The sequence below is a fragment of the Peptoniphilus equinus genome (assembly GCF_027921445.1).
Classification (GTDB): Bacteria; Bacillota; Clostridia; order Tissierellales; family Peptoniphilaceae; genus Peptoniphilus; species Peptoniphilus equinus.
The window spans coordinates 182,955-203,078 of record NZ_CP115667.1 but is presented as its reverse complement, the minus strand read 5'-3'; the positions used below and the strand labels follow the sequence as shown (position 1 = coordinate 203,078).

The window sequence follows — 20,124 nt, the reverse complement described above, 5'->3', positions numbered from 1 at the left end:
AAAAAAAGAGACCCGAAGGTCTCTTTTGCTACGACTTACATTAAAGATTGTGCAGCTGTGATAATGGCGAGGGAATACACTTCATCTTCCACGCATCCCCGGGACAGATCGTTTACCGGTGCGTTCAGACCCATAAGGATCGGACCTACCGCTTCAAAACCGCCAAAGCGTTGTGCCAATTTATAGCCAATATTACCCGCCTCAAGGGATGGGAAGATAAAGACGTTGGCTTGACCTGCTACGTCGGAGTCCGGTGCTTTTTTCTTTGCAACTTCAGGCACAAAGGCTGCATCAAATTGCAGTTCACCGTCCAGTTTCAGTTCAGGCGCCATGGCTTTAGCAAGTTTGGTCGCTTCTACAACACGGTCTACCGTCTCGTGAGATGCAGAACCTTTCGTAGAGAAAGAGAGCATGGCAATCTTTGGATCCATGTCGAAAGTCTTGGCAGTTTCTCCGGCGAGGACAGCTGTTTCTGCCAAAGATTCCGGTGTGTGCTCGATATTGATGGCACAATCCGCCATCAGGTACATCTCATCGCCTCTGAGCATGATGAAAGCGCCTGCGGTGCGTTTAAATCCTTCTTTGGTCTTAATGATTTGCAGTGCAGGTTTGACCGTTTCCCCGGTGGTATGGACTGCACCGGAGACCAATCCTTCAGCTTTGCCGGTATACACCAGCATGGTTCCGAAGTAGTTGACATCACGAATGAGTTTATCCGCACCGGCTTCATCCAGCTTCCCTTTTCTGCGCTCTAAAAGAGCTGCTTTTAACTCATTCAATGCTTCGGATGTCTCTGGATCGATGAAGTTGAGCTCACTGAGGTCAATGTTCAGATCCTTCGCCGTTTTTTCTACAGCTTCCGTGGCGCCGAGAACGATCGGCTTAATTACCTTGTCGTCTTGAAGACGCTTTACTGCTCCGAGAATACGTGGGTCTTCCCCTTCAGGAAATACAATCGTTGGGCATTTCTCTTGTACTTTGTTTTTTAAGATGTCAATTAAATCCATAATTTCCCCCTTTGATATCCATTCTACTATATCACAAATGCTTGACTGTTGCACATCCGTGACTTTGCCTATTTACGTAAAACTTTGTATAATAGACTTACCGATGTACTTTTACCCTAAACTACGTGACGAGGTACACTATGAAAAAATTTCTTATCTTGATTGCTGCATTGTCTTGTGTCGTAGGTTTCACGTCAAAAACGTTCACCGATACGTCAGAACACTGGGCCAAAGACTACATAGCGGCCATGGCACAAGAGGAATTACTTCTGGGCTATAGCGACGGTTCCTTCCAACCTGACCGTGCCATTTCCATGTCCGAAACGTACTCGATTATCAATCGCATGTTCAACTTCAACAGTTTTCAACCTCAAGATGTGGAAGGCTTCCGTCAATACAAGGATAAGTGGTTCTATAACGATTTGCTTGCGGCGTACACCGCCGGTTATCTTCGTGACGACGAGTTTGCCGATCGCAGCATCACGCGCCTGGAAGTAGCTCGGATTCTTTCCCGACTCTACACCCTTGAAGATGAAGGCGGCGATTTCGTGGAGTCAAGCGAATTGAATACGTCCGATCGCTTGATTTTGCGTCGTCTTGAAGGAGCGAAGATTTTTAACGGGTATGCCGATCATACTTTCAAGCCTCATGCGCCGATTACCCGGGCAGAGTTTTCCAAGGTGATCACCTTGGCGCAACGCACGCTCCAACCCCGCTCCGCAGAGTCGGCCTATGCCGAACTGAAAAGTCTTCTGGAGAATCTCAATACCATTGATGTGAATGGGTTAAGTCCGGAGACTATTGAGCGATTAAACACCATCATCACCCGAACGTACAGCAACGAACTGCCTACAGAATCGGAAATGCGCGGCTGGATCGCCGACTTAAAGATCATTTTTGCAAGTAACACCGCCTCGAGTGATCCCCTATCCCCTGAGGCGCCGCTTGCACCGCCAACCGATGTGGAAGACCCTTCCCCGATCACGCCTGCGCCATCTTCAGCTGAGCACTACTTGCGCATTCTCACAAAAGATACTGCCGGCGTTGCTGTACCTGCCACCATCACGTTAAACCATGCCACCTTTGTCCCTGGTCTCTATCCCGAAGGCAAATACCTGTTAGAAGTGCAGGCGCTGAATAAAAAGCCTTATACCACCTTCATCGACTTAAGCAGTGATACCGAACTGGATATTACTCTTGAAGATATGCCAAAAGCCTATTTGCGTCTGACATTAAATTCCCCTTATCTTCACGCCGCAAGCGGTTTGGAGTACAAGGATGGTGCTCGGGTGACGGTGACGATTGACGTGCCTGAGGGTATGAAAGTGGACCGGCTGATTGTGAACGGTAATACAAAAGGTGTCCTCAGCGACGAGTACAGCTTCATCATCACTGAAGACACCACTATTGATGTAGAATTTACGGCTCAAACATCTTGAGCCGTTTTTTTATGAGTGTTTTTCATACGGCACACCTCGCCGCAAACTGTCGATTAACGGTTTGGTCATCACCACCGCAATAGCTGTGGATAAGAGATCACTCACCGGCTGTGCAATCTGAATGCCTAAGATCCCAAGCTTTGCCGAGAGGAAAAAGACCAGAGGAATGAGAAACCCGCCGGTGCGCATAAAGGATAAAAATGACGATTCTTTAGCCAGACGAATGGTCTGCATCAACATGGTACAGAGCATGAAGAGCGACGAGAAGGCCATGACAGCTGCACTGAAGCGGAGGGTTTTGGCTCCGATCTCAATAACTTGCGGATCATCGATAAAGATGTCGATGACTTGCGGTGAAAAGACGAAGAGGAGCACCGATACCAGCGCAAAATAGACGACGGCTCGTTTGACAATGTACGTAAAGCCCTGGAGCACACGTTGGTAGTTCCCGGCGCCGTAATTATAGCCGCATATCGGCTGAAATGCATGGCCCATACCGATGATAACGGCGTTGGCAAGCAGGGTAATACGCCCCACAATACTCACCGCCGCAATGGCCGCATCCCCATACACACCCGCCGCATGGTTCATGGCAAGGACGCCGACAGCGTTGACCGACTGACGGACGAGCGACGGCAGTCCCCCGCCGACGATTTCATTGAAATTCTCACTGTTCACTTTCAGACGCTTGATCGACAGATGAACATCAAACTTCTTGTGGTTGTGAAAGAGAATCGTGAAACTCACCAACTGGCTGAGAATGGTGGCCAGTGCCGCTCCGGCAATGCCCATATCAAACGTATAGATAAAAAGGGGATCCAAAAAGATGTTAAGCACACCGCCGGTCATAAGCCCCACCATGGCATAAAAGGCTTTGCCTTGAGAGCGTAGCTGATTGTTAAGCACCAAGGTGGCACACTGATACGGCGCGCCGAAAAAGATAATGCTTAAATAAGCTGTGGCATAGGGCAGCACTGTCGGCGTGGATCCGAGGGCATAGGCCAGCTCGGTCACAAAGATATTGCCGAGAAGCAAAATCAGAAGTCCGGAGAAAACCGCCGCAAAAAATCCGAAAGAGGCGATTCTTGATGCCGCTTTCAAATCCCGATGCCCCAGGTGAAGGGAGATGGAGTTAGCCGAACCTTGCCCGAAGAAAAACCCCACCGCCTGCATAATGGCCATGGCGGACATGGCGACCCCGACAGCTGCCGAGGCCTGTGTATTGATAGACCCTATGAAATAGGTGTCCACTGCATTGTAAATGTGTGTGATAAGCATGGCGGGAATGGTTGAGAGTGCAAACTTGTCTATGAGCTTACCAACCGGTTCCGTTTCCAATTCATTATAGTTCGTTGTCATGATAGAACCTTACTATATCTTCCAAAATGGCCCACATGTCCTCCACATTCTGCTTTTCTGAGGTGGAGAAGGTGAGAATATTGGAGCGTTCCTTAACTCCCAGAGTATCCGCAATGACCTTAAGATGCCTTGCCCGCTGTCCCTTGGCTACTTTGTCCGCTTTCGTTGCAATAACCAGACCGCTGTAGCCGGATTGGACAATGTAGTCGTACATGGCGACATCCAGCTCACTCGGCTTGTGGCGGATGTCTACGAGCAAAAGGACTTCCAAGAGGTTCTCCCTCGCTTCCAGGTAGGTATTAATAATCCCCGCCCAACTATTGCGTTCGGATTTCGAAACCTTGGCATAGCCATAGCCCGGTAAATCCACCAGACGCAAATCCGCTACCCGATAGAAGTTGATGGTGCGGGTCTTGCCCGGTGCCGACGACGTCCGTGCCAGGTTCTTTCGTCGAACCATGGCATTAATAAATGAGGATTTCCCCACGTTGGATCTTCCAGCAAAGGCAAATTCCCCACAAGGCTCCGTCGGATAGCCTTTGGGATCCACGGCGACTTTTTCTAAATAGACTTTATCCGTTTTCATGTTGTCCCCACACGGTTTTTAAGGCGTCCTGCGCCCGTTCTATAGGAAGAATGCAGAGATTCGATTTGACCTCAGCTTCAATTTTTTCCAAGTCTCTCAAGTTCTCTTTGGGAATTAGCACCGTTTTTATACCCATACGCTCGGCCGCCAGGAGTTTTTCCTTGAGTCCACCGATAGGAAGGACGCGGCCTGTCAACGTGATCTCGCCTGTCATGGCCACATCTCTTGCAACAGGACGCTCCAACAAAGCGGAGAGCATCGCTGTAAACATGGCCACACCGGCAGACGGACCATCTTTCGGCACGGCGCCTTCCGGCACATGGATGTGCAGATCCGTCGTTTTCATCCGCTCATAATCCACGCCGAATGCGTCAGCCTGAGATGCAATAAAAGAGTGGGCAGTCTTGGCAGACTCTTTCATCACATCGCCGAGGTTGCCGGTGAGTTGGAGCTTGCCTGTGCCTTTCATCCCGCTGCACTCAATTTCCAACGTCTCGCCCCCCACTTCTGTCCAGGCGAGACCGTTCACCACGCCGACGGCATCCGTATCTTTAAGTGTATCGTAGAGGAACTTGTACTCGCCTAAATACTCGGTCAAGTTCTTCGCCGTCACCGAGAGCGACTTTTTGTCCTGTTCCACAATTTTAAGCGCCGCCTTGCGCACACACTTGGCAATTTCCTTTTCCAAGCCTCGGACGCCGGCCTCTTTGGTATAGTAGTTGATCATATCGACCAAAGCCTCATCGGTAAACTTCAGCTGCCGTTTCTTAAGACCTGCCTCGTCAAGCTGCTTTGGCACGAGATAAGTTTTAGCGATGTTAAACTTCTCCCTTGGTGTGTAGCCGGCCAGACGAATGACTTCCATACGGTCGAGCAACGGCCGAGGAATGGTGTCGGTGGTGTTTGCCGTGGCAATAAAGAACACCTTGGATAAATCGAAAGGCAGTTCCAAATAGCGATCGGTAAAACTGTGATTCTGCTCCGGATCCAAGACTTCGAGGAGTGCACTCGCCGGATCGCCGCGAAAGTCGGTCCCGACTTTGTCTACTTCATCAAAAAGAAACACCGGATTATTCTCAGCGGCTTTTTTCATCAGCGTGATGACCCGGCCGGGCAGTGCACCCACGTAGGTCCTGCGGTGCCCTCGAATTTCCGACTCATCCGTCATTCCGCCAAGACTCATATGGACAAACTCTTTGTTCAGCGCATGGGCGATACTTGATGCAATGCTGGTCTTGCCCACGCCAGGAGGGCCGACGAGACAGATAATGGGTCCTTTGCCTTCCGCTCGGAAACTGCGCAGGGCGATAAACTCTAAAATCCGTTCTTTGACATCATTGAGCCCGTAGTGTTCCTTCTCTAATACTGCCCTGGCTTGGGCAAGAGTGCCTTCTTCCTGACTGCTCTCACACCACGGCAGTGCCAAAATCCAATCCAGATAGGTGAGAATGAGAGAGTATTCCGGACTTGCGGAGGTCAGCTTGGACAGACGGCTCACTTCTTTTAAGGCTTTTTCACGCACGTCATCGGGAAGATTTGCCTGTTCAATTTGACTTTCATAGTTTAAGAGCACATCTTCTTCCCGCTCGTCGCCAAGTTCCTTGTGAATGGCTTTCAGCTGCTCTTTAAGGTAATATTCCCGCTGCACCTTGTTCATATTGGTCTTGACTTCTTTGTCAATCTTGCGCTCCAAGGTGAGCAGTTCAATCTCTTCTTTTAGAAGCTCATGAAACTTGATTAGGCGCTCATAAGGATCCAAAACTTCCAGGAGTTCTTGAGATTTGTCGGTATCCATGGCAATGTACGCTGCCGATGTGTCCACCAAGGACTCGGCACTGGCGCCATCCACCACCGATTGCAATAATCCCGGAACCAAATTTTGATCCAACTGCGTGTAGGTTTGAAGATCCTCTTCCACAAGGCGCTTTGCCGCTTGCCACTCCGGTCCGTCGCCGTCGTTCTGAGCGTCAAACACCTCCACTTCCGCCTGAAAGAATTCACCGTCTTCGAGGTTGGTGATCCTGGCCCTTTGATTGCCTTCTATCAACACGCGAACCACACCGTTAGGAAGTTTTAAAATCTGTTTGATGGTACTCAGAGTACCATAGGCATACAAGTCCTCGGCTTTAGGGTCAACAACGCCGATATCTCGCTGGGTCACCAAGAGCACATCACTACCTGTAAGTTCAGCTTGTTCCACAGCAAGCGTGCTTTTAATCCGGGCACAGTCAAAATGGGTTACCATACGTGGAAACACCACCAAGCCTCTCAGTGCTATTACCGGTACTTTTGTCATATCATCACCTTCTATATTAAAAAGGCTCACACGTCGTGAGCCCATAGTTATACAATCATCTTGGGAGCGTTAATCTTATTTACAGCATCCTCAGTGATGACCACTTTCTTGATGTCGTCCCGTGACGGAATTTCATACATGACATCCATCATGGTGCTTTCAATAATGCTGCGCAGCCCCCTCGCCCCGGCCTTTTTCGCCATAGCCTTTTTAGCAATGCACAGAAGTGCGTCATCTTCAAACTCCAACTCCACATTGTCCAATTTTAAAAGCTCGCGATACTGTTTAACCAATGCATTTTTCGGCTGGGTTAAAATTTCCACAAGGGCTTCTTCATCCAGTTCTTCCAGGGTTACGGTAATTGGCAGACGCCCAATAAGCTCAGGAATCAATCCGAACTTGAGGAAGTCTTCCGTCTCCACTTTTTGCAAAATATTAGCTCGGCGCTTAGTCGTATCCATCAGTTCGTTGCCAAAACCCATGGAGGTTGTCTGCGTACGAGACTGGATAATGGATTCCATACCGTCAAAAGCGCCACCCACAATAAAGAGAATGTTGGTAGTGTCCACCTGTATAAACTGTTGGTTCGGATGCTTACGTCCTCCTTCAGGTGGTACGTTGGCCACCGTTCCTTCAATAATTTTCAAAAGCGCCTGCTGTACACCTTCGCCGCTGACATCCCGGGTAATGGAGACATTTTCGCCTTTGCGTGCAATCTTGTCGATTTCATCGATGTAGATGATGCCTTTTTCCGCCCACGCCACGTCATAATCCGCCGCCTGAACGAGTTTTAAGATAATGTTCTCCACATCCTCGCCCACGTAACCGGCCTCGGTTAAGGTCGTGGCATCGGCAATGGCAAAAGGTACGTTAAGCACCCGCGCCAAGGTTTGAGCGAGCAAAGTCTTACCGCTTCCTGTCGGCCCCACCATCAGAATATTGGATTTTTGCAGCTCCACATCCGTCTTTTGTCCGGAGTGAATGCGCTTATAGTGATTGTAGACCGCTACAGCCAGTGACCGCTTAGCCACATCCTGTTTGATGACGTACTGATCCAGAACGCTCTTAATCTCTGCCGGCGTCTTTAATTCAAACTCCTCGGTCTCATTTAAGACCTCTTCCTGAGCTAAAATCTGATCGCACAAATCAATGCACTCGTTACAGATGTAGACATTAGGACCTGCAATGAGCCGTTCCACTTGAGATGCTTTTTTCCCGCAAAACGAACAGCGCTGTTCTTTCTCATCGTGAGTGTCTTTTGTCATGCTCATCCTCGTTTCTCAATCACATCATCAATCAGACCGTAGGCTTTCGCCTCTTCGGCTGTGAGGTAGTAATCCCGATCCGTATCCCGCTCTACTTTTTCAAGAGGTTGACCGGTACGCTCAGCTAAGATGTGGTTAAGCTTTTCACGAACTTTCAAAATCTTTTCTGCATGAATCTTAATATCCGCCGCCTGCCCTTGTGCGCCGCCGAGCGGTTGATGAATCATCACGTCGGCATTGGGCAGTGCATAGCGCTTGCCCTTAGCGCCGGCCGCTAAGAGGAATGCCCCCATAGAGGCCGCCATGCCCATACAAATGGTGCTCACATCACACTTGATATATTGCATGGTATCATAAATGGCAAAGCCCGCACTCACCGAGCCGCCGGGGGAATTGATATAAATTTGAATGTCTTTGGTGTTGTCTTCAGCTTCCAAGAATAATAGTTGCGCCACAATGAGGTCCGCCATTTGGTCATGAATCTCCCCGGTAATAAAAATAATGCGTTCTTTCAACAGCCGGGAATAGATATCATAGGAGCGTTCGCCCCGGTTGGTCTGCTCAACTACCATTGGCACTAATGCCATTATATCACCTTTTTCTTTAGTTCATTAGTTATCTGACGCGTCGTCAGTTTGTTCTTCGTTCTCTTCCGTATCCGTTTCTTTAGGTTCTACAAATGTTGCGTTGTCGTAGAGGAAATCGACAACGGTTTTGTTTTGAAGCTCAGCTTTAATGTTGTCGCGATTGGATTCTTTCATAAAATCCATCATCTTTTGTTTTTGTTCCGCATCATCGGCAAAATATTTATCTGCAATGGATTCAATTTCTTTGTCGACGTCCTCATCAGTTGGCGCAAGACCTTCAAGTTCCCCAATTTTTTCAAGGGCAAGGAAACTCTTGACCTTAAGCAGGGCGTCCCCACGGAGATTTTCAGCAAAGTCTTTTGCATCAATGCCGATCATCTTCAGATATTCGTCCAGACCCATGCCTTGTTGACGAAGGCTTTGATCGAAGTTTTGCATTTGTTGGTTGATTTGAGAATTGACCATACCTTCCGGTACGTCCACTTCAACTAAATCGGCGAGCTTCTTCATGATGGCTTCTTTCTTCTCAGCCATAGCCCGTTCGTTAAACTCGGCGGACTTCTTCTCACGAAGGTCGTTTTTATAGTCTTCCACTGTATCGAAATCAGAGATGTCTTTGATAAATTCATCGTCCAGTTCCGGTTTTTCTTCTACCGTGATGGCGTTGAGTTTAACAGAGAATACAGCGTCCTTGCCTTTGAGCTCCTCTTGGAAGTAGTCTTCAGGGAAGGTGACGTTCACGTCGAATTCATCGCCAATTTCCTTACCTACGATCTGTGCTTCAAAGCCGTCAATAAACGTGCCGGAACCTAATGTCAGGTCTTGATTTTCGCCTTTGCCGCCGTCAAAAGCCACGCCGTCCACTTTGCCTTCAAAGTCAATATTAACCTTGTCGCCATCTTTAGCAGGGCGATCGTCAACGTTGATCACACGGGCATTCATGGAACGTTCACGATCCAATTCACTGTCGAGGAATTCATCGGTGACTTCATACTTAACGTCTTCCACTTCCATGCCTTTGTAATTTTCAATCTTAGCTTCAGGTTTAACATCAACTTTGACTTCTACCGGTACATCTTCGCCGCTGTGTGCATCTTCAATATCGATGTGCGGTTGATCCACCACTTCAAGACCCAGCTCTTCCACACGTTCTTCGTATTTCTCTGGGAGCAGGTTGTTAATGGCGTCTTCTAAGAAGACTTCTTTGCCATAGACGGTTTCAATGATTTTTCTAGGTACTTTACCCTTTCTGAATCCCGGTACTTGGAAGTACTTTCTATTCTTTTTATAGACCTCATCCTCAGCCTTTTTAAGATCTTCAGCTTTCAGTGTTAAAGTAAAAGTTACAGTGTTATTGTCTCGTTGAAATTCGTTTTTATCAGTCATATTTCCTCCATTGTGTCATGAGTATACCATAAAGGTAAAAGAACATCAAATTTTTAAAGTTGGCTCATGCTATTTAATGCGTCTTTTAACGCTGTGATTTCGTCGTCGTTGAGTCCAATGCCTTTGGACATTTTCCCGTGGTCAGGATCCCAATCCCGAATGTCGTACTTTGGCGGACGATCATTCCACGAGACCTTATTCAGCTCTTTGGTCCAGCCGTTTGCCTTTTCTGAAAGGGTGGCAATGTGCTCGGTGATTTCAAATTTAAACTCACTCATCGTAGTGCTCCAGATCCGTTTTGATGCGAGCCATCAGCTCATCGGCGTGAAGCTCGACCGTGTCCATCGCCTTTCGTGTAGAATATTCCACACGATGTTCAGCTGCGCCCTTGCCTACGGTAATCCGAAGGGGAATCCCGATGAGATCACGGTCTTTAAACTTCACGCCGGGACGCTCGGCTCTGTCGTCTAACAACACGTCATACCCGGCATCGAGCAGTTGGTTATAGAGGCTTTCACCCAGCGCCATTTGCGCCTCGTCCTTGTTTTTCACCACCGTGATAATAACGTGGTACGGCGTCACGGATACCGGCCATATGATGCCGTCCTCATCGTGACACTGTTCCACCACGGCGCTGACCGTGCGCGTAATACCCACACCATAGGAGCCCATCCAAATCACTTGAGCTTTACCATTTTCATCCAGCACCGTAGCCTCCAAGGCATCCGAATACTTGGTTCCCAATTGGAAAATATTACCTACTTCAATGCCTCGACGGAATGCATAGGCGATATCGCTGTTCGGTACGGTGTCCCCTTCTTCAACTACCAAAAGATCACCGCCGTCTTCCCCTTCAAAGTCGCGCCCGTAACTTGCACCTTGTAGATGCGTATCTTTCTTGTTGGCTCCGACGATGACATTCTTCATCGCCGTCACGCTGCGATCCACAATAATGCGTGCATCAATGCCCATCGGTCCTGTGAATCCTTCGACAGAGCCCATGGCTTCAATTTGCTCAGTGGTCATAGGCAGGATGTCATGCTCCGGCACACCGAGATAGCCTTCGAGCTTTGCCATGTTCAGTGTGCGGTCGCCCGGAATGAAAACCACAACAGGCTCACCTGCCACCATCAGATCCACAGCTTTCAAACAGTCCTTCGCCGTGACGGATAAAAACGCCGCCAGTTCTTCGATAGTCGTGACCCCCGGCGTCGTGACCTCGGTGAGATCTACCCGGGCTTTGTCCTGAACCGTGTAGGTGACCTCCGCTTTTTCTTCGGTTGCAGCATAGTCGCCGCCAAAAGCTATAACGCCTTCACCGGTGTCGGACAGTGCGATAAATTCGTGGGACATATTGCCGCCCATGGCGCCGTTGTCCCCCTGAACGATGACGTAATCCAAACCGATGCGATTAAAAATCTTTTCATAGGCCTCGTACATGGTATGATAGGACACTTCCATACCCTCGCGGTCCAGGTCAAAGGAGTAACCGTCCTTCATGGTAAATTCCCGTGCACGGTTGATGCCGAAACGAGGACGCTTTTCGTCCCGATATTTCGTTTGTATTTGATAGAGATTGAGAGGAAGTTGTTTATAGGACTTGACCTCGTCTTTGATCAAGGTCGTAAAATACTCTTCGGCTGTAGGGCCAAGGCAAAATTCGCGGTCATGACGATCGGTGAGCTTAAACATCTCCGGCCCGAACCGATCCCATCTTCCGGAAGCTTCCCAGATTTCTTTAGGTTGGATGGCCGACATTAAAATTTCCTGAGCGCCGGCGCGATCCATTTCCTCTCGTACAATTTGTTCAATCTTTCTCACCACGCGGTAGCCGAGGGGTAAATACGTGTAGACCCCGCTGGCCGATTTGCGTATAAATGCCCCCCTTAAGAGAAACTTGTGGGATGCAATTTCTGCATCCTGAGGCGCCTCTCTCAACGTTGGCATATAGAAACGCGAAAGTTTCATAATTTCCTCCAATCATCAAATTATCTTATTCATTATATTATTAAAACCACACCACTTCAAGCTTTTCAAGCGCGGAATGGGGATTTTCTCACGCCTCCCTCCGCCGTGCACCGTGAATCATAACGAGCCGTATCCGTCGTGGTGCCGCCCTTTGTCAATAAAATTTTAAAAACCTCTTGTCAAATACCCTGCCGTCCATTATAATGTGTTTTGTTGTTTTGCAACACTAAAAATGTTCTTTTAAAAAAAGACTTGTAAATTTTTGATAAAGGCATTATAATACATTAGTAATCAACTTCGGGGTGTAGCGCAGTTTGGTAGCGCACGTGGTTTGGGACCATGGGGCCGGGGGTTCAAATCCTCTCACCCCGACCATTAAGTGTAAGGAACTTTCCTTACACTTTTTTTGTTGCCGATGTATTCCGGCACATTTACATCCTATCCCCAATCATAGATAATAGATACGGTGACCTTATGAAAATACATACAATACTGTTTGACCTGGACGGCGTCCTCGTGAACTCCATGCCCATGTGGCGAAATCTCTCTAAAAACTTTTTAGCTCGCCGGCACTTAACCATCACGCCGGATGTCATTGCCCAAATGAATACGATGAGCTTATATACCGCTTGCGGTTTTATTAAAGATACCTTCCGCCTGGAAGAGACGATCGATGCCATTTACGACGATATGCAAGCCACCGTCCTTTACTACTATTTAAACGAAGTCGTGCCGAAGCCCGGCGCTTTCGAAACCGTACATACCTACAAAGATCTCGGTGCAAAAGTCCTTTTGACTACCGCTACCGACGAAGCTTTTGTCGCACCGCTGCTGGAACGCTTTGAGATGAGTCAGGTCTTTGACGGTATTTACACCTCCGAGGGTGTGGGCATTGCCAAAGATCTTGCTGCCTACTATTTGAAAGTTGCGGAGCTTGAGGCCTTTGACCCGAAGGAAGCTCTGGTCTTCGACGACTCGGAGTTTGCTTTAAAAGCGGCTCACTGCGCCGGTATGCACACCTGCTGTGTCAAAGATCCTATGAATTATTCCAACTATGCCGCCGTAGGTGAATTTGTCGATGCGATGATCACAAGCTTCGAGGAGTGGACGCCATGCCGTTGACACTGCTCTATCTTCTGCGAGCTCTGGTGCTCTTTGTGGTGGTGTTCTGTGCCTTTAGCATAATTCGCACTCGCTACTTCCGCCATCTCAAACGCGGTTCCAGTGTGCGGCGGGAAGTGACCATGAGTCTCTTCTACGGTTACTTCATTATGCTGCTTATCTTTCTGTTCATGTCCAACTCCACGTTGGCAGGTCCCAGTGTGATCACTCACGAGCTTCCCATTGCCCAGCGGATGAACTTGGAACCCTTTCACACCATCCGTACCTTTATGGCGTACGGCGACATCGAGTTTGCCCTGATTAATATTCTGGGTAATGTGCTCATCACCATTCCCCTTGGCATCTTACTGCCGATGGTCTACCCCTACTTCAAAAAATTCCATCGCTTTTTTATCACTCTGTGCTTGGGTGTCATTGCCATTGAACTCATTCAGCTCATCATCGGCCGCACACTGGACGTGGACGATGTGATTTTAAACACACTCGGCGGTCTGCTCGGCTACATTGCCTATCAATTGACCCCGCGTCAATTTTAATTTATAATGTGTGTAATCCCACGGGGGCGAAAATGGCTTCGACGGGGGTTTGGAGCACTGAATAGCGAGTCGCTTGAGACAGCGTTAAAGCTCACAAAAAAACAAACGACAAAAACGAAAATTTAGCATTCGCAGCCTAACGGCTCGGATCATCCACACCGGAAGGCCAGCGAGCCGGTCTGGGTGTCAAATTCAGCTGGACACAAAGCTAAGTTAGTTGACATAACTTAGGGGGTAACCATGTCAATAGCTGCCGCAACTTTGACTGTCGAGGTGTTGCAGTGAAATAAAAAGACAGCTCTGCACTCGGAGAAGTTCACTGTAAAGAGCTTTCGGACGCGGGTTCGACTCCCGCCGCCTCCACCAAAAGAGGAAGCGTCGAACTCTTCTTTTACAAGAATGAGTTTGCGCTTGTGTATAGATTTGGGGACGCCTGATGGCGTCCCCTTTTCGTTCCCATTGCTGTGAAACGCCGTATTTTGCGTTTTAAGCCCGTTTTAAGCCCGTTGGGGTACTCGTTACCCCTCGGGCTTTTTTCGTGCCTTAAAACGCCTCTGAAGCGGCCTTAGGGTATTCGAGCGCCCTTGCGCATCTCGCGTTCGCTCGCTGCAAGGGTGGTCGCCCTGCGGGCGGCGGTTGGATGCGGGTGGACGTACGCGCAAGGGGCGGAAAATCGGGGTTTTCGTCGTCCGCTCGTTTATGAGCCGGATTCGGAAAACGCGGCGGAACGGACGGGGCGAGGCGAGGGCGCGAAGCCCGTTTGGAGACCAGCAAAAGCCCTGATGAAGACCCTGCTCTGGTCTGCAAAAGGACGTGCTCCGATAGCTACTGCGTATTGATTTTTATTTATTCAGTAGCTATAATTTAGATATTGAGTATATATATTTGATAGGATGGAGGTGCTGATATGAAGACAATCGCAGTCGTTTGCGAGAAAGGCGGCACCGGTAAGTCGGTGATAGCCAACGAGCTTTACGAGAGCTATGTGCGACAGGGCGTGCCCGCGTCACTCTACTCTCTGGACGGTCAGTATAAGGACGCATCGTCTTCGAAGAAGGTCGAGGATGCCGAGGTTGCCATCGTCGATACGCCGGGCGTGCTGACGGACAATCTGAGCGACCTTGTTTCCGGTGCGGACGTCATCGTCATCCCCGTTCGACCGACGCCGAACGACATCGAGCCGTTCACGCGAACGGTCTCTATCGTGACGAAGAACACGAATGCCCCGCTGGTTATCGTGGTGAACGGGACGAACCGTTTTCGCATGTGCGCGTCGTTCATGGCGTGGCTTGAGAAGAAGCCATGGGCGAAAAACGTCGTCAAGGTTCCGCAGTCCGAGGCAATCGTGCAGGCGCAGGGCATGCAGAAATCCGTCGTGAACGTGGACAGGCACGATGCCGCCGCCGAGGCGGTCCGCGCGATGTGCCGCAAGGTTAGCATTCTGGCGGGCCTGCCGTTCGAGAAGCAGCAGTTGAAAAGGATAGATACTTAATAGATACTGATTATCTAAATAGTATCTATTGCGAGGAGGTAGAGCATGACGAGGAAACAAGATATGGCGGCATTGCTTGATAAGTTCGAAGCAGACGCCGCGAAGGAACACGATAAGAAGGAGGCCAAGGCGAGCGTTTCCGCCGATGCATCGGAGGAGCGCGCCACGTCATTGGTCTCTATGACGAAAAGTGATAAGGCGCGCCTGACGGCGATTGCGAAGGCTCACGGGTTGAGCCTGTCCGCGTTTTTCCGTCTGGCTGCCGACGAGTACATCGCGAATCATGAGTGGTAACAAAATAAGAAAAGGAGATGGCAAAATGAAACAAATGACACAGGCGAGTCTTTTTTGCGGAGCAGGCGGATTGGATATTGGATTCGAGCGTGCCGGTTTCAAGACGGTTTGGGCGAATGATTTTAACAAGGATGCATGCGATACGTTCCGTCGTTGGAGCGATGCAACCGTAGTATGTGGCGATATTGGACAGATTTCTGAGGACGATATTCCCGATACCGATATTATTCTCGGTGGGTTCCCGTGCCAAGGGTTTTCCTTGTCTGGTCCGCGTAAGTTGGACGATAGCCGCAATTCTCTGTACAAGCATTATGTGCGCATTGTCAAGGCGAAGCGTCCGTTGGCTTTTGTCGGAGAAAACGTGAAAGGTCTGCTCACGATGGGCGGCGGACAGATTATCGAGGCGATTGTTGAGGCATTCTCAGACTGCGGTTATGACGTACGGTATAAGTTGCTGAACGCAAAGCATTACGGCGTGCCCGAAGACAGGGAGCGAGTGATTATCGTCGGTCTTCGTAAGGATTTGGGCATTGACGAGTTCGTATATCCTGAATCGAGCGATAACCTTGTTACGCTTCGGGAGGCGTTGAAGAATGTTCCTGCTCCGGGCGATGGGGACGTCTGCATGGCTCCGTACAGCAGTCGGTATATGTCTCGGAATCGCAAACGTGGCTGGGATGAAGTGAGTTACACCATTCCTGCTATGGCAAAGCAGGTGACGCTGTGGCCGGGTTCGCCGGATATGGTTAAGATTGATAAAGATGTTTGGCAATTCGGAGATGGTGAGACTCGTCGTTTGAGCTGGCAGGAAGCAGCTGCGATTCAGACGTTTCCTGCTGATATGAAGTTCTGCGGTGATTTGACCAGCGTATACAAGCAGATTGGTAATGCGGTGCCATGTAACTTGGCGGAAGCGGTTGCTGTGCGTGTACGGGAGACGTTGGAAAAGGTTTATTGAGAAGGGAGGAATGTGCGTGGCTAAGTCAGGTAGCCAGACAAAGCTGGGCAAAGCGTTTGAATATGCCTGCGTTATTGCACTTTATGACAAATACAAAGATACGCAGGATGTAATTGTGGAAGATACTGCGCAGATGCGCACTGCTAAAAATTGTTTCGAAACCGCAGGTGAGAAACAGAATGATTTTATGGATGCGGCGAATGCAGCTGTCAGGGTTATTACCCGTTTGGAGCCTCGTTTGGAATATGCAGATAATGACACGCCGCTTGTGTTGTCCGTTCAGGCAGATGCCTCAGGTATTGCCGGAGATGTTCGAGATGTTTTATGCATCCGTAGGGGTCATCGTTGGGAGATTGGACTTTCCTGCAAGCATAACCATCATGCGGTTAAGCACAGTCGTCTTTCAGATATGATTGATTTTGGTGCTGAATGGTTTGACCATCCGTGTTCGCGAACATATTTCTCGGAAGTGGTTCCGAAATTCACACGACTTAGGCAGTTGCGTGACGATAGTAAAGAATCGGGAACGCCTGCTTTATGGTCGGATTTGCCAGATAAAGCTGGTGACTACTATGAACCGATTTTACAGTCGTTTATGGATGAATTGAGGCGATTGAGTGAGACTTATGACAATGTGCCTGAAAGGCTCATTCGATATTTGATAGGACGTTATGACTTTTACAAAGTCATAACTGATGATGCGCGTAGAACAACTCGTGTTGAAGCTGTCAACGTGACGGGCACGTTGAATGAGGCGTCTGAGGGGCATAAATCAATTACCACAGTGCCTATTTTGAAGGTGCCGACGAGGTTCTATCACATTGGTTTCAAGGAAACTAATGGTGTGAGGTCGCAAAATACAATTCATGTCGTATGTGATAACGGATGGGAAATCTCAATGAGACTACATAACGCAAGTTCAAGGGTTGAACCGTCTTTGAAGTTTGATGTTCAGTTGATTTCTTTCCCATCTACGTTATTTGCGCAGGTTGAACCTTGGGATTAGCGAGATAAACATTGAAATGCCCGCCGTTCCGTGAGGGCGGCGGGCTATCTATCAGAGGAAGAATAGACGTGAAAGCCTATAAGCAGAAAAAACGGGAGGGGGTAAACCTATGGCGTAAGAAGAAATTCGCGCCGAACGACAACAACCTTGCGATAGCGTACTATCGCTTCTCGTCCCACTCGCAAAACGACGCGAGCATCGACCAGCAGCGTGAGCTTGCCCATGAATGGGCGGATGCGCACGGCTTCAAAATCGTGCAGGAGTATGAGGACGCGGCAATATCCGGCACCACGGACGCACGACCGGGGTTCCAGCAGATGCTGTCGGAAGTCGCAAAAATTCGTCCTCATACCCTCATCATGTGGAAGACCGACCGTCTGGGACGCGACAAATACGTTCTGGCGATGGCGAAGAAGAAAATCCGCGACGCGGGATGCGAGATTCACCTGTTGGCCGGGCACATCCCGACGGAGGGACCCGAAGGCGTCCTCATCGAGGGATTGATGAGGCCATGGCGGAGTATTACAGCCGCCAGCTGTCGCAGAACATCCAGCGCGGCATGGACTACAACGCGCAGCACGCCCTGTACAACGGTCACAAGCTGTTCGGCTATGACGTGGACAGGTCCACGAAGAAGTACATCCCAGACCCGAACACGGCGCCGTTCGTGCAGTGGGCGTTCGGGGAATACGCGTCGGGCAAGCCGCTGAAGATCATTGCCGAGGAGATGAACGCGCAGGGCCTGCGCACGCCGAGGAACGCGAAGTTCAGCGTGAACATGCTGAACAAGATGCTCAAGAACCGCGCCTACATCGGCGAGTATCACCACGGCGACATCGTGGTCGAGGGCGGAATGCCCGTCCTTGTCGACAAGGCGACTTTCGACAGGGCGCAAAGGCGGTTCGCCGAGAACAAGCGCAAGGGTTCCCAGCGGGCGCACGGCATGGACGCGAACGACGCTCCGCGCTATTGGCTCACGGGCAAGCTCTATTGCGGTGAGTGCGGGAGCACCATGCAGGGCGTGTCAGGTACGAGCGCGACGGGACGGACGTATTACTACTACTATTGCTCCGCCCAGCGCAGGAAAGAGTGCCACCTGCACAAGGCCCGCAAGCAGGACTTGGAGGACATGGTGCTGTTCGCCTTGCACAACATCGTTGACGACGAGGAGAACGTGACGGCGCTCGCTCTGGATGCGGCGGAGTATTACGAGAAGAACCACGACGACACCGCGTATCTCGAAGCGCAGGGAAGTGGAGAAAAGCCTTGCGAACCTCGTGAAGGTCATCGAGAGGGGCGTGGTCAGCGATACGGTGACGGAACGTCTCACGCAGCTCGAAGAGCAAAAGCGCGCCCTGAACGATGCCATAGGGACGGAAAACGTCCGCGTGTCGTTGTGCGAGGACAAGCACAGCATTCAGGCATACTTCGACAGGTTCCTGCATGCCGACGTGAACGACCCGGAGATTCGAGACCAAGTCTTCGAGTATTTCGTGGACAAGGTCTATCTGTACGATGACAAGCTCGTCGTGAGCATGTGGTTCTCCGAGGACGACAAGCAGGAAATCACGTGGCGGGACTGGTTCTCGCTAGATGAGTATTGGACCGACGAATCCCCTTTTGTTAAAGGGGGAGGCGTTGAGTTCGACTGCTTCCCCGCCGCCTCCACCATTTCTATCATGAGTAACGCTACATATTTGCACTAAATCTTTTTGTTTACTCATTCTTGAAAAACCTATGCATTCATTTTTTAAGTACACACCCGTAAATGGGTGTGTATTTTGTTAAAACCCCGAACGGCCTCCATCAAACTTGGTGATACATCGCTCTTCTCGACATATTCAAAATATTTTTTCTCCTCCATCATATGGTTATAAGTCCCGTCATCAGTCACCCTATGCCTTTCTGAAGCGACAAGCATCCGAGACAAAATGCGACATCATTCTCATTTCCTGCCACGCGTCACCACCGATTGAGACAGCGAGTTACAATTGACGGCACAAAAAAACAGCGGGCGTACCCGCTGTTAAAAATGTATTTAATTTTGAACCTCCACTTCAATCAAGCCCAAGTCGCCATCGTCCCGACGATACATCAGATCAATCTCATTGGTATCAGCATTCAGATAGATAAAGAAGTTGTGGTTGAGTAAGTCCATTTGAAGCACCGCCTCTTCTTCCATCATCGGCCGCAAGGTGAAGTGTTTGCGTTTGACAATCTGAGGTCCGTCATCGTCCTCCTCGTTGCCTGTAATCTGATCGAAGCGAATGGTTTCCGGTCCTTGATAGCGCTTTTTGAGTTTCGTTTTATGTTTGCGTATTTGACGTTCCAACAGATCGATGGCCTCATCGATGGAAGCATACATATCGTCCGAACTATGCTCCGCCCGCAAGATGGTGCCCGGTAAGAACACGGTGAGTTCCACCGTTCTCAGTCCTTTTTTCGAGGACAGCACGCAACGGACTTCCACGTCCTCATCAAAGTATCGATCCAGCTTGGACAGTTTCTTTTCACTTTGTGCTTTTAAGCTGGGAGTTAAATCTAAATTTTTACCTACAAGCTTTAATTTCATAATGTCACTCCTTCGCTGCGTAGTAAGCTTTTAGCTTGTTAAATCTATACCCCATTTTTACCAATCCCTTACTTCAATTATATTTTTGTGGACAAGACCTTGTACATAGTGTGGATAACATTGTTGAAAAGTGAATTTCACAAGCATTGTCCGGGTTTAATCCTGTGGATGAGCAGGGCTCGGTCAATCGTCTTTGACATAAAAAGTCAATTTATCCAAAATTGCTGAATGGGTATACAGATATAAATATA

The 20,124-nt window shown here is 49.3% G+C and carries 18 protein-coding genes, 1 tRNA gene, 1 other RNA gene and 1 pseudogene; 11 read left to right on the top strand and 10 right to left on the bottom strand.

The genetic code is table 11. The features are described 5' to 3' along the window. Positions 1-35: 35 nt before the first annotated feature. A complete protein-coding gene (gene pta / locus O6R05_RS00995) occupies positions 36-1,007 on the bottom strand; it encodes a phosphate acetyltransferase (RefSeq protein ID WP_313791022.1) in 972 nt (323 codons plus the stop codon). A 140-nt stretch (positions 1,008-1,147) separates the two neighbouring features. Between pta and O6R05_RS00990 the strand changes: the two genes are divergently transcribed. Continuing rightward, positions 1,148-2,446 carry an S-layer homology domain-containing protein gene (locus O6R05_RS00990; protein ID WP_271191698.1) on the top strand — a complete coding sequence of 433 codons (1,299 nt, stop codon included), beginning with the start codon at positions 1,148-1,150 and terminating at the stop codon, positions 2,444-2,446. Positions 2,447-2,455: 9 nt separating this feature from the next. On the opposite strand, the gene O6R05_RS00985 is transcribed toward O6R05_RS00990, so the two are convergent. From O6R05_RS00985 to O6R05_RS00950, 8 genes are read right to left on the bottom strand one after another with little or no spacing between them, the layout of a single operon-like run. Further along, a complete protein-coding gene (locus O6R05_RS00985) occupies positions 2,456-3,805 on the bottom strand; it encodes an MATE family efflux transporter (protein ID WP_271191697.1) in 1,350 nt (449 codons plus the stop codon). Then, positions 3,789-4,391 carry a ribosome biogenesis GTP-binding protein YihA/YsxC gene (yihA, locus tag O6R05_RS00980; protein ID WP_271191696.1) on the bottom strand — a complete coding sequence of 201 codons (603 nt, stop codon included), beginning with the start codon at positions 4,389-4,391 and terminating at the stop codon, positions 3,789-3,791. Before yihA ends, O6R05_RS00985 begins: the two co-directional genes overlap by 17 nt. After that, positions 4,378-6,687: an endopeptidase La gene (gene lon / locus O6R05_RS00975; protein ID WP_271191695.1), complete on the bottom strand. Its 2,310-nt coding sequence runs from the start codon at positions 6,685-6,687 to the stop codon at positions 4,378-4,380. Before lon ends, yihA begins: the two co-directional genes overlap by 14 nt. 47 nt (positions 6,688-6,734) lie before the next feature. Beyond that, positions 6,735-7,952 carry an ATP-dependent Clp protease ATP-binding subunit ClpX gene (gene clpX, locus O6R05_RS00970; protein WP_271191694.1) on the bottom strand — a complete coding sequence of 406 codons (1,218 nt, stop codon included), beginning with the start codon at positions 7,950-7,952 and terminating at the stop codon, positions 6,735-6,737. A gap of 2 nt (positions 7,953-7,954) precedes the next feature. Then, positions 7,955-8,539, bottom strand: coding sequence for an ATP-dependent Clp endopeptidase proteolytic subunit ClpP (clpP, locus tag O6R05_RS00965; protein ID WP_271191693.1), 585 nt, complete (start codon positions 8,537-8,539; stop codon positions 7,955-7,957). Positions 8,540-8,563: 24 nt separating this feature from the next. Beyond that, the gene (gene tig, locus O6R05_RS00960; protein WP_271191692.1) at positions 8,564-9,925 is read right to left on the bottom strand and encodes a trigger factor; all 1,362 of its coding nucleotides are present in this window, start codon (positions 9,923-9,925) and stop codon (positions 8,564-8,566) included. 53 nt (positions 9,926-9,978) lie between these two features. Further along, positions 9,979-10,203 (bottom strand): YdbC family protein, encoded by a 225-nt coding sequence (locus O6R05_RS00955; protein ID WP_271191691.1) that lies wholly within the window; start codon positions 10,201-10,203, stop codon positions 9,979-9,981. Further along, positions 10,196-11,893 carry a proline--tRNA ligase gene (locus O6R05_RS00950; RefSeq protein ID WP_271191690.1) on the bottom strand — a complete coding sequence of 566 codons (1,698 nt, stop codon included), beginning with the start codon at positions 11,891-11,893 and terminating at the stop codon, positions 10,196-10,198. The genes O6R05_RS00955 and O6R05_RS00950 overlap by 8 nt, the downstream gene beginning before the upstream one ends. Before the next feature lie 298 nt (positions 11,894-12,191). Between O6R05_RS00950 and O6R05_RS00945 the strand changes: the two genes are divergently transcribed. The 10 genes and pseudogenes from O6R05_RS00945 to O6R05_RS00900 all read left to right on the top strand — a co-directional run bounded on the left by O6R05_RS00945 (position 12,192) and on the right by O6R05_RS00900 (position 18,820). Then, a tRNA-Pro gene (locus O6R05_RS00945) sits at positions 12,192-12,268 on the top strand. 99 nt (positions 12,269-12,367) lie between these two features. Then, positions 12,368-13,015: an HAD family hydrolase gene (locus O6R05_RS00940; RefSeq protein WP_271191689.1), complete on the top strand. Its 648-nt coding sequence runs from the start codon at positions 12,368-12,370 to the stop codon at positions 13,013-13,015. Continuing rightward, a complete protein-coding gene (locus O6R05_RS00935) occupies positions 13,006-13,551 on the top strand; it encodes a VanZ family protein (RefSeq protein WP_271191688.1) in 546 nt (181 codons plus the stop codon). Before O6R05_RS00940 ends, O6R05_RS00935 begins: the two co-directional genes overlap by 10 nt. A 22-nt stretch (positions 13,552-13,573) precedes the next feature. After that, positions 13,574-13,917: a transfer-messenger RNA gene (ssrA, locus tag O6R05_RS00930) on the top strand. 541 nt (positions 13,918-14,458) lie between these two features. Continuing rightward, positions 14,459-15,043 (top strand): ParA family protein, encoded by a 585-nt coding sequence (locus tag O6R05_RS00925; RefSeq protein WP_271191687.1) that lies wholly within the window; start codon positions 14,459-14,461, stop codon positions 15,041-15,043. 45 nt (positions 15,044-15,088) lie between these two features. Next, positions 15,089-15,337 (top strand): ribbon-helix-helix protein, CopG family, encoded by a 249-nt coding sequence (locus O6R05_RS00920; protein ID WP_271191686.1) that lies wholly within the window; start codon positions 15,089-15,091, stop codon positions 15,335-15,337. A 25-nt stretch (positions 15,338-15,362) separates the two neighbouring features. Continuing rightward, the gene (locus O6R05_RS00915; RefSeq protein ID WP_271191685.1) at positions 15,363-16,295 is read left to right on the top strand and encodes a DNA cytosine methyltransferase; all 933 of its coding nucleotides are present in this window, start codon (positions 15,363-15,365) and stop codon (positions 16,293-16,295) included. A 16-nt stretch (positions 16,296-16,311) separates the two neighbouring features. Further along, on the top strand, positions 16,312-17,301 hold the full coding sequence (locus O6R05_RS00910) for a HaeIII family restriction endonuclease (RefSeq protein ID WP_271191684.1): 990 nt from the start codon (positions 16,312-16,314) through the stop codon (positions 17,299-17,301). Positions 17,302-17,369: 68 nt separating this feature from the next. Continuing rightward, positions 17,370-17,750: pseudogene (locus tag O6R05_RS08280) on the top strand (recombinase family protein); the annotation flags it as partial. Positions 17,751-17,812: 62 nt separating this feature from the next. After that, positions 17,813-18,820, top strand: coding sequence for a recombinase family protein (locus tag O6R05_RS00900; protein WP_271191682.1), 1,008 nt, complete (start codon positions 17,813-17,815; stop codon positions 18,818-18,820). Between the two features lie 519 nt (positions 18,821-19,339). Here the strand turns inward: O6R05_RS00900 and hpf are convergent. Further along, on the bottom strand, positions 19,340-19,873 hold the full coding sequence (gene hpf, locus O6R05_RS00895; RefSeq protein WP_271191681.1) for a ribosome hibernation-promoting factor, HPF/YfiA family: 534 nt from the start codon (positions 19,871-19,873) through the stop codon (positions 19,340-19,342). Between the last annotated feature and the right edge of the window lie 251 nt (positions 19,874-20,124).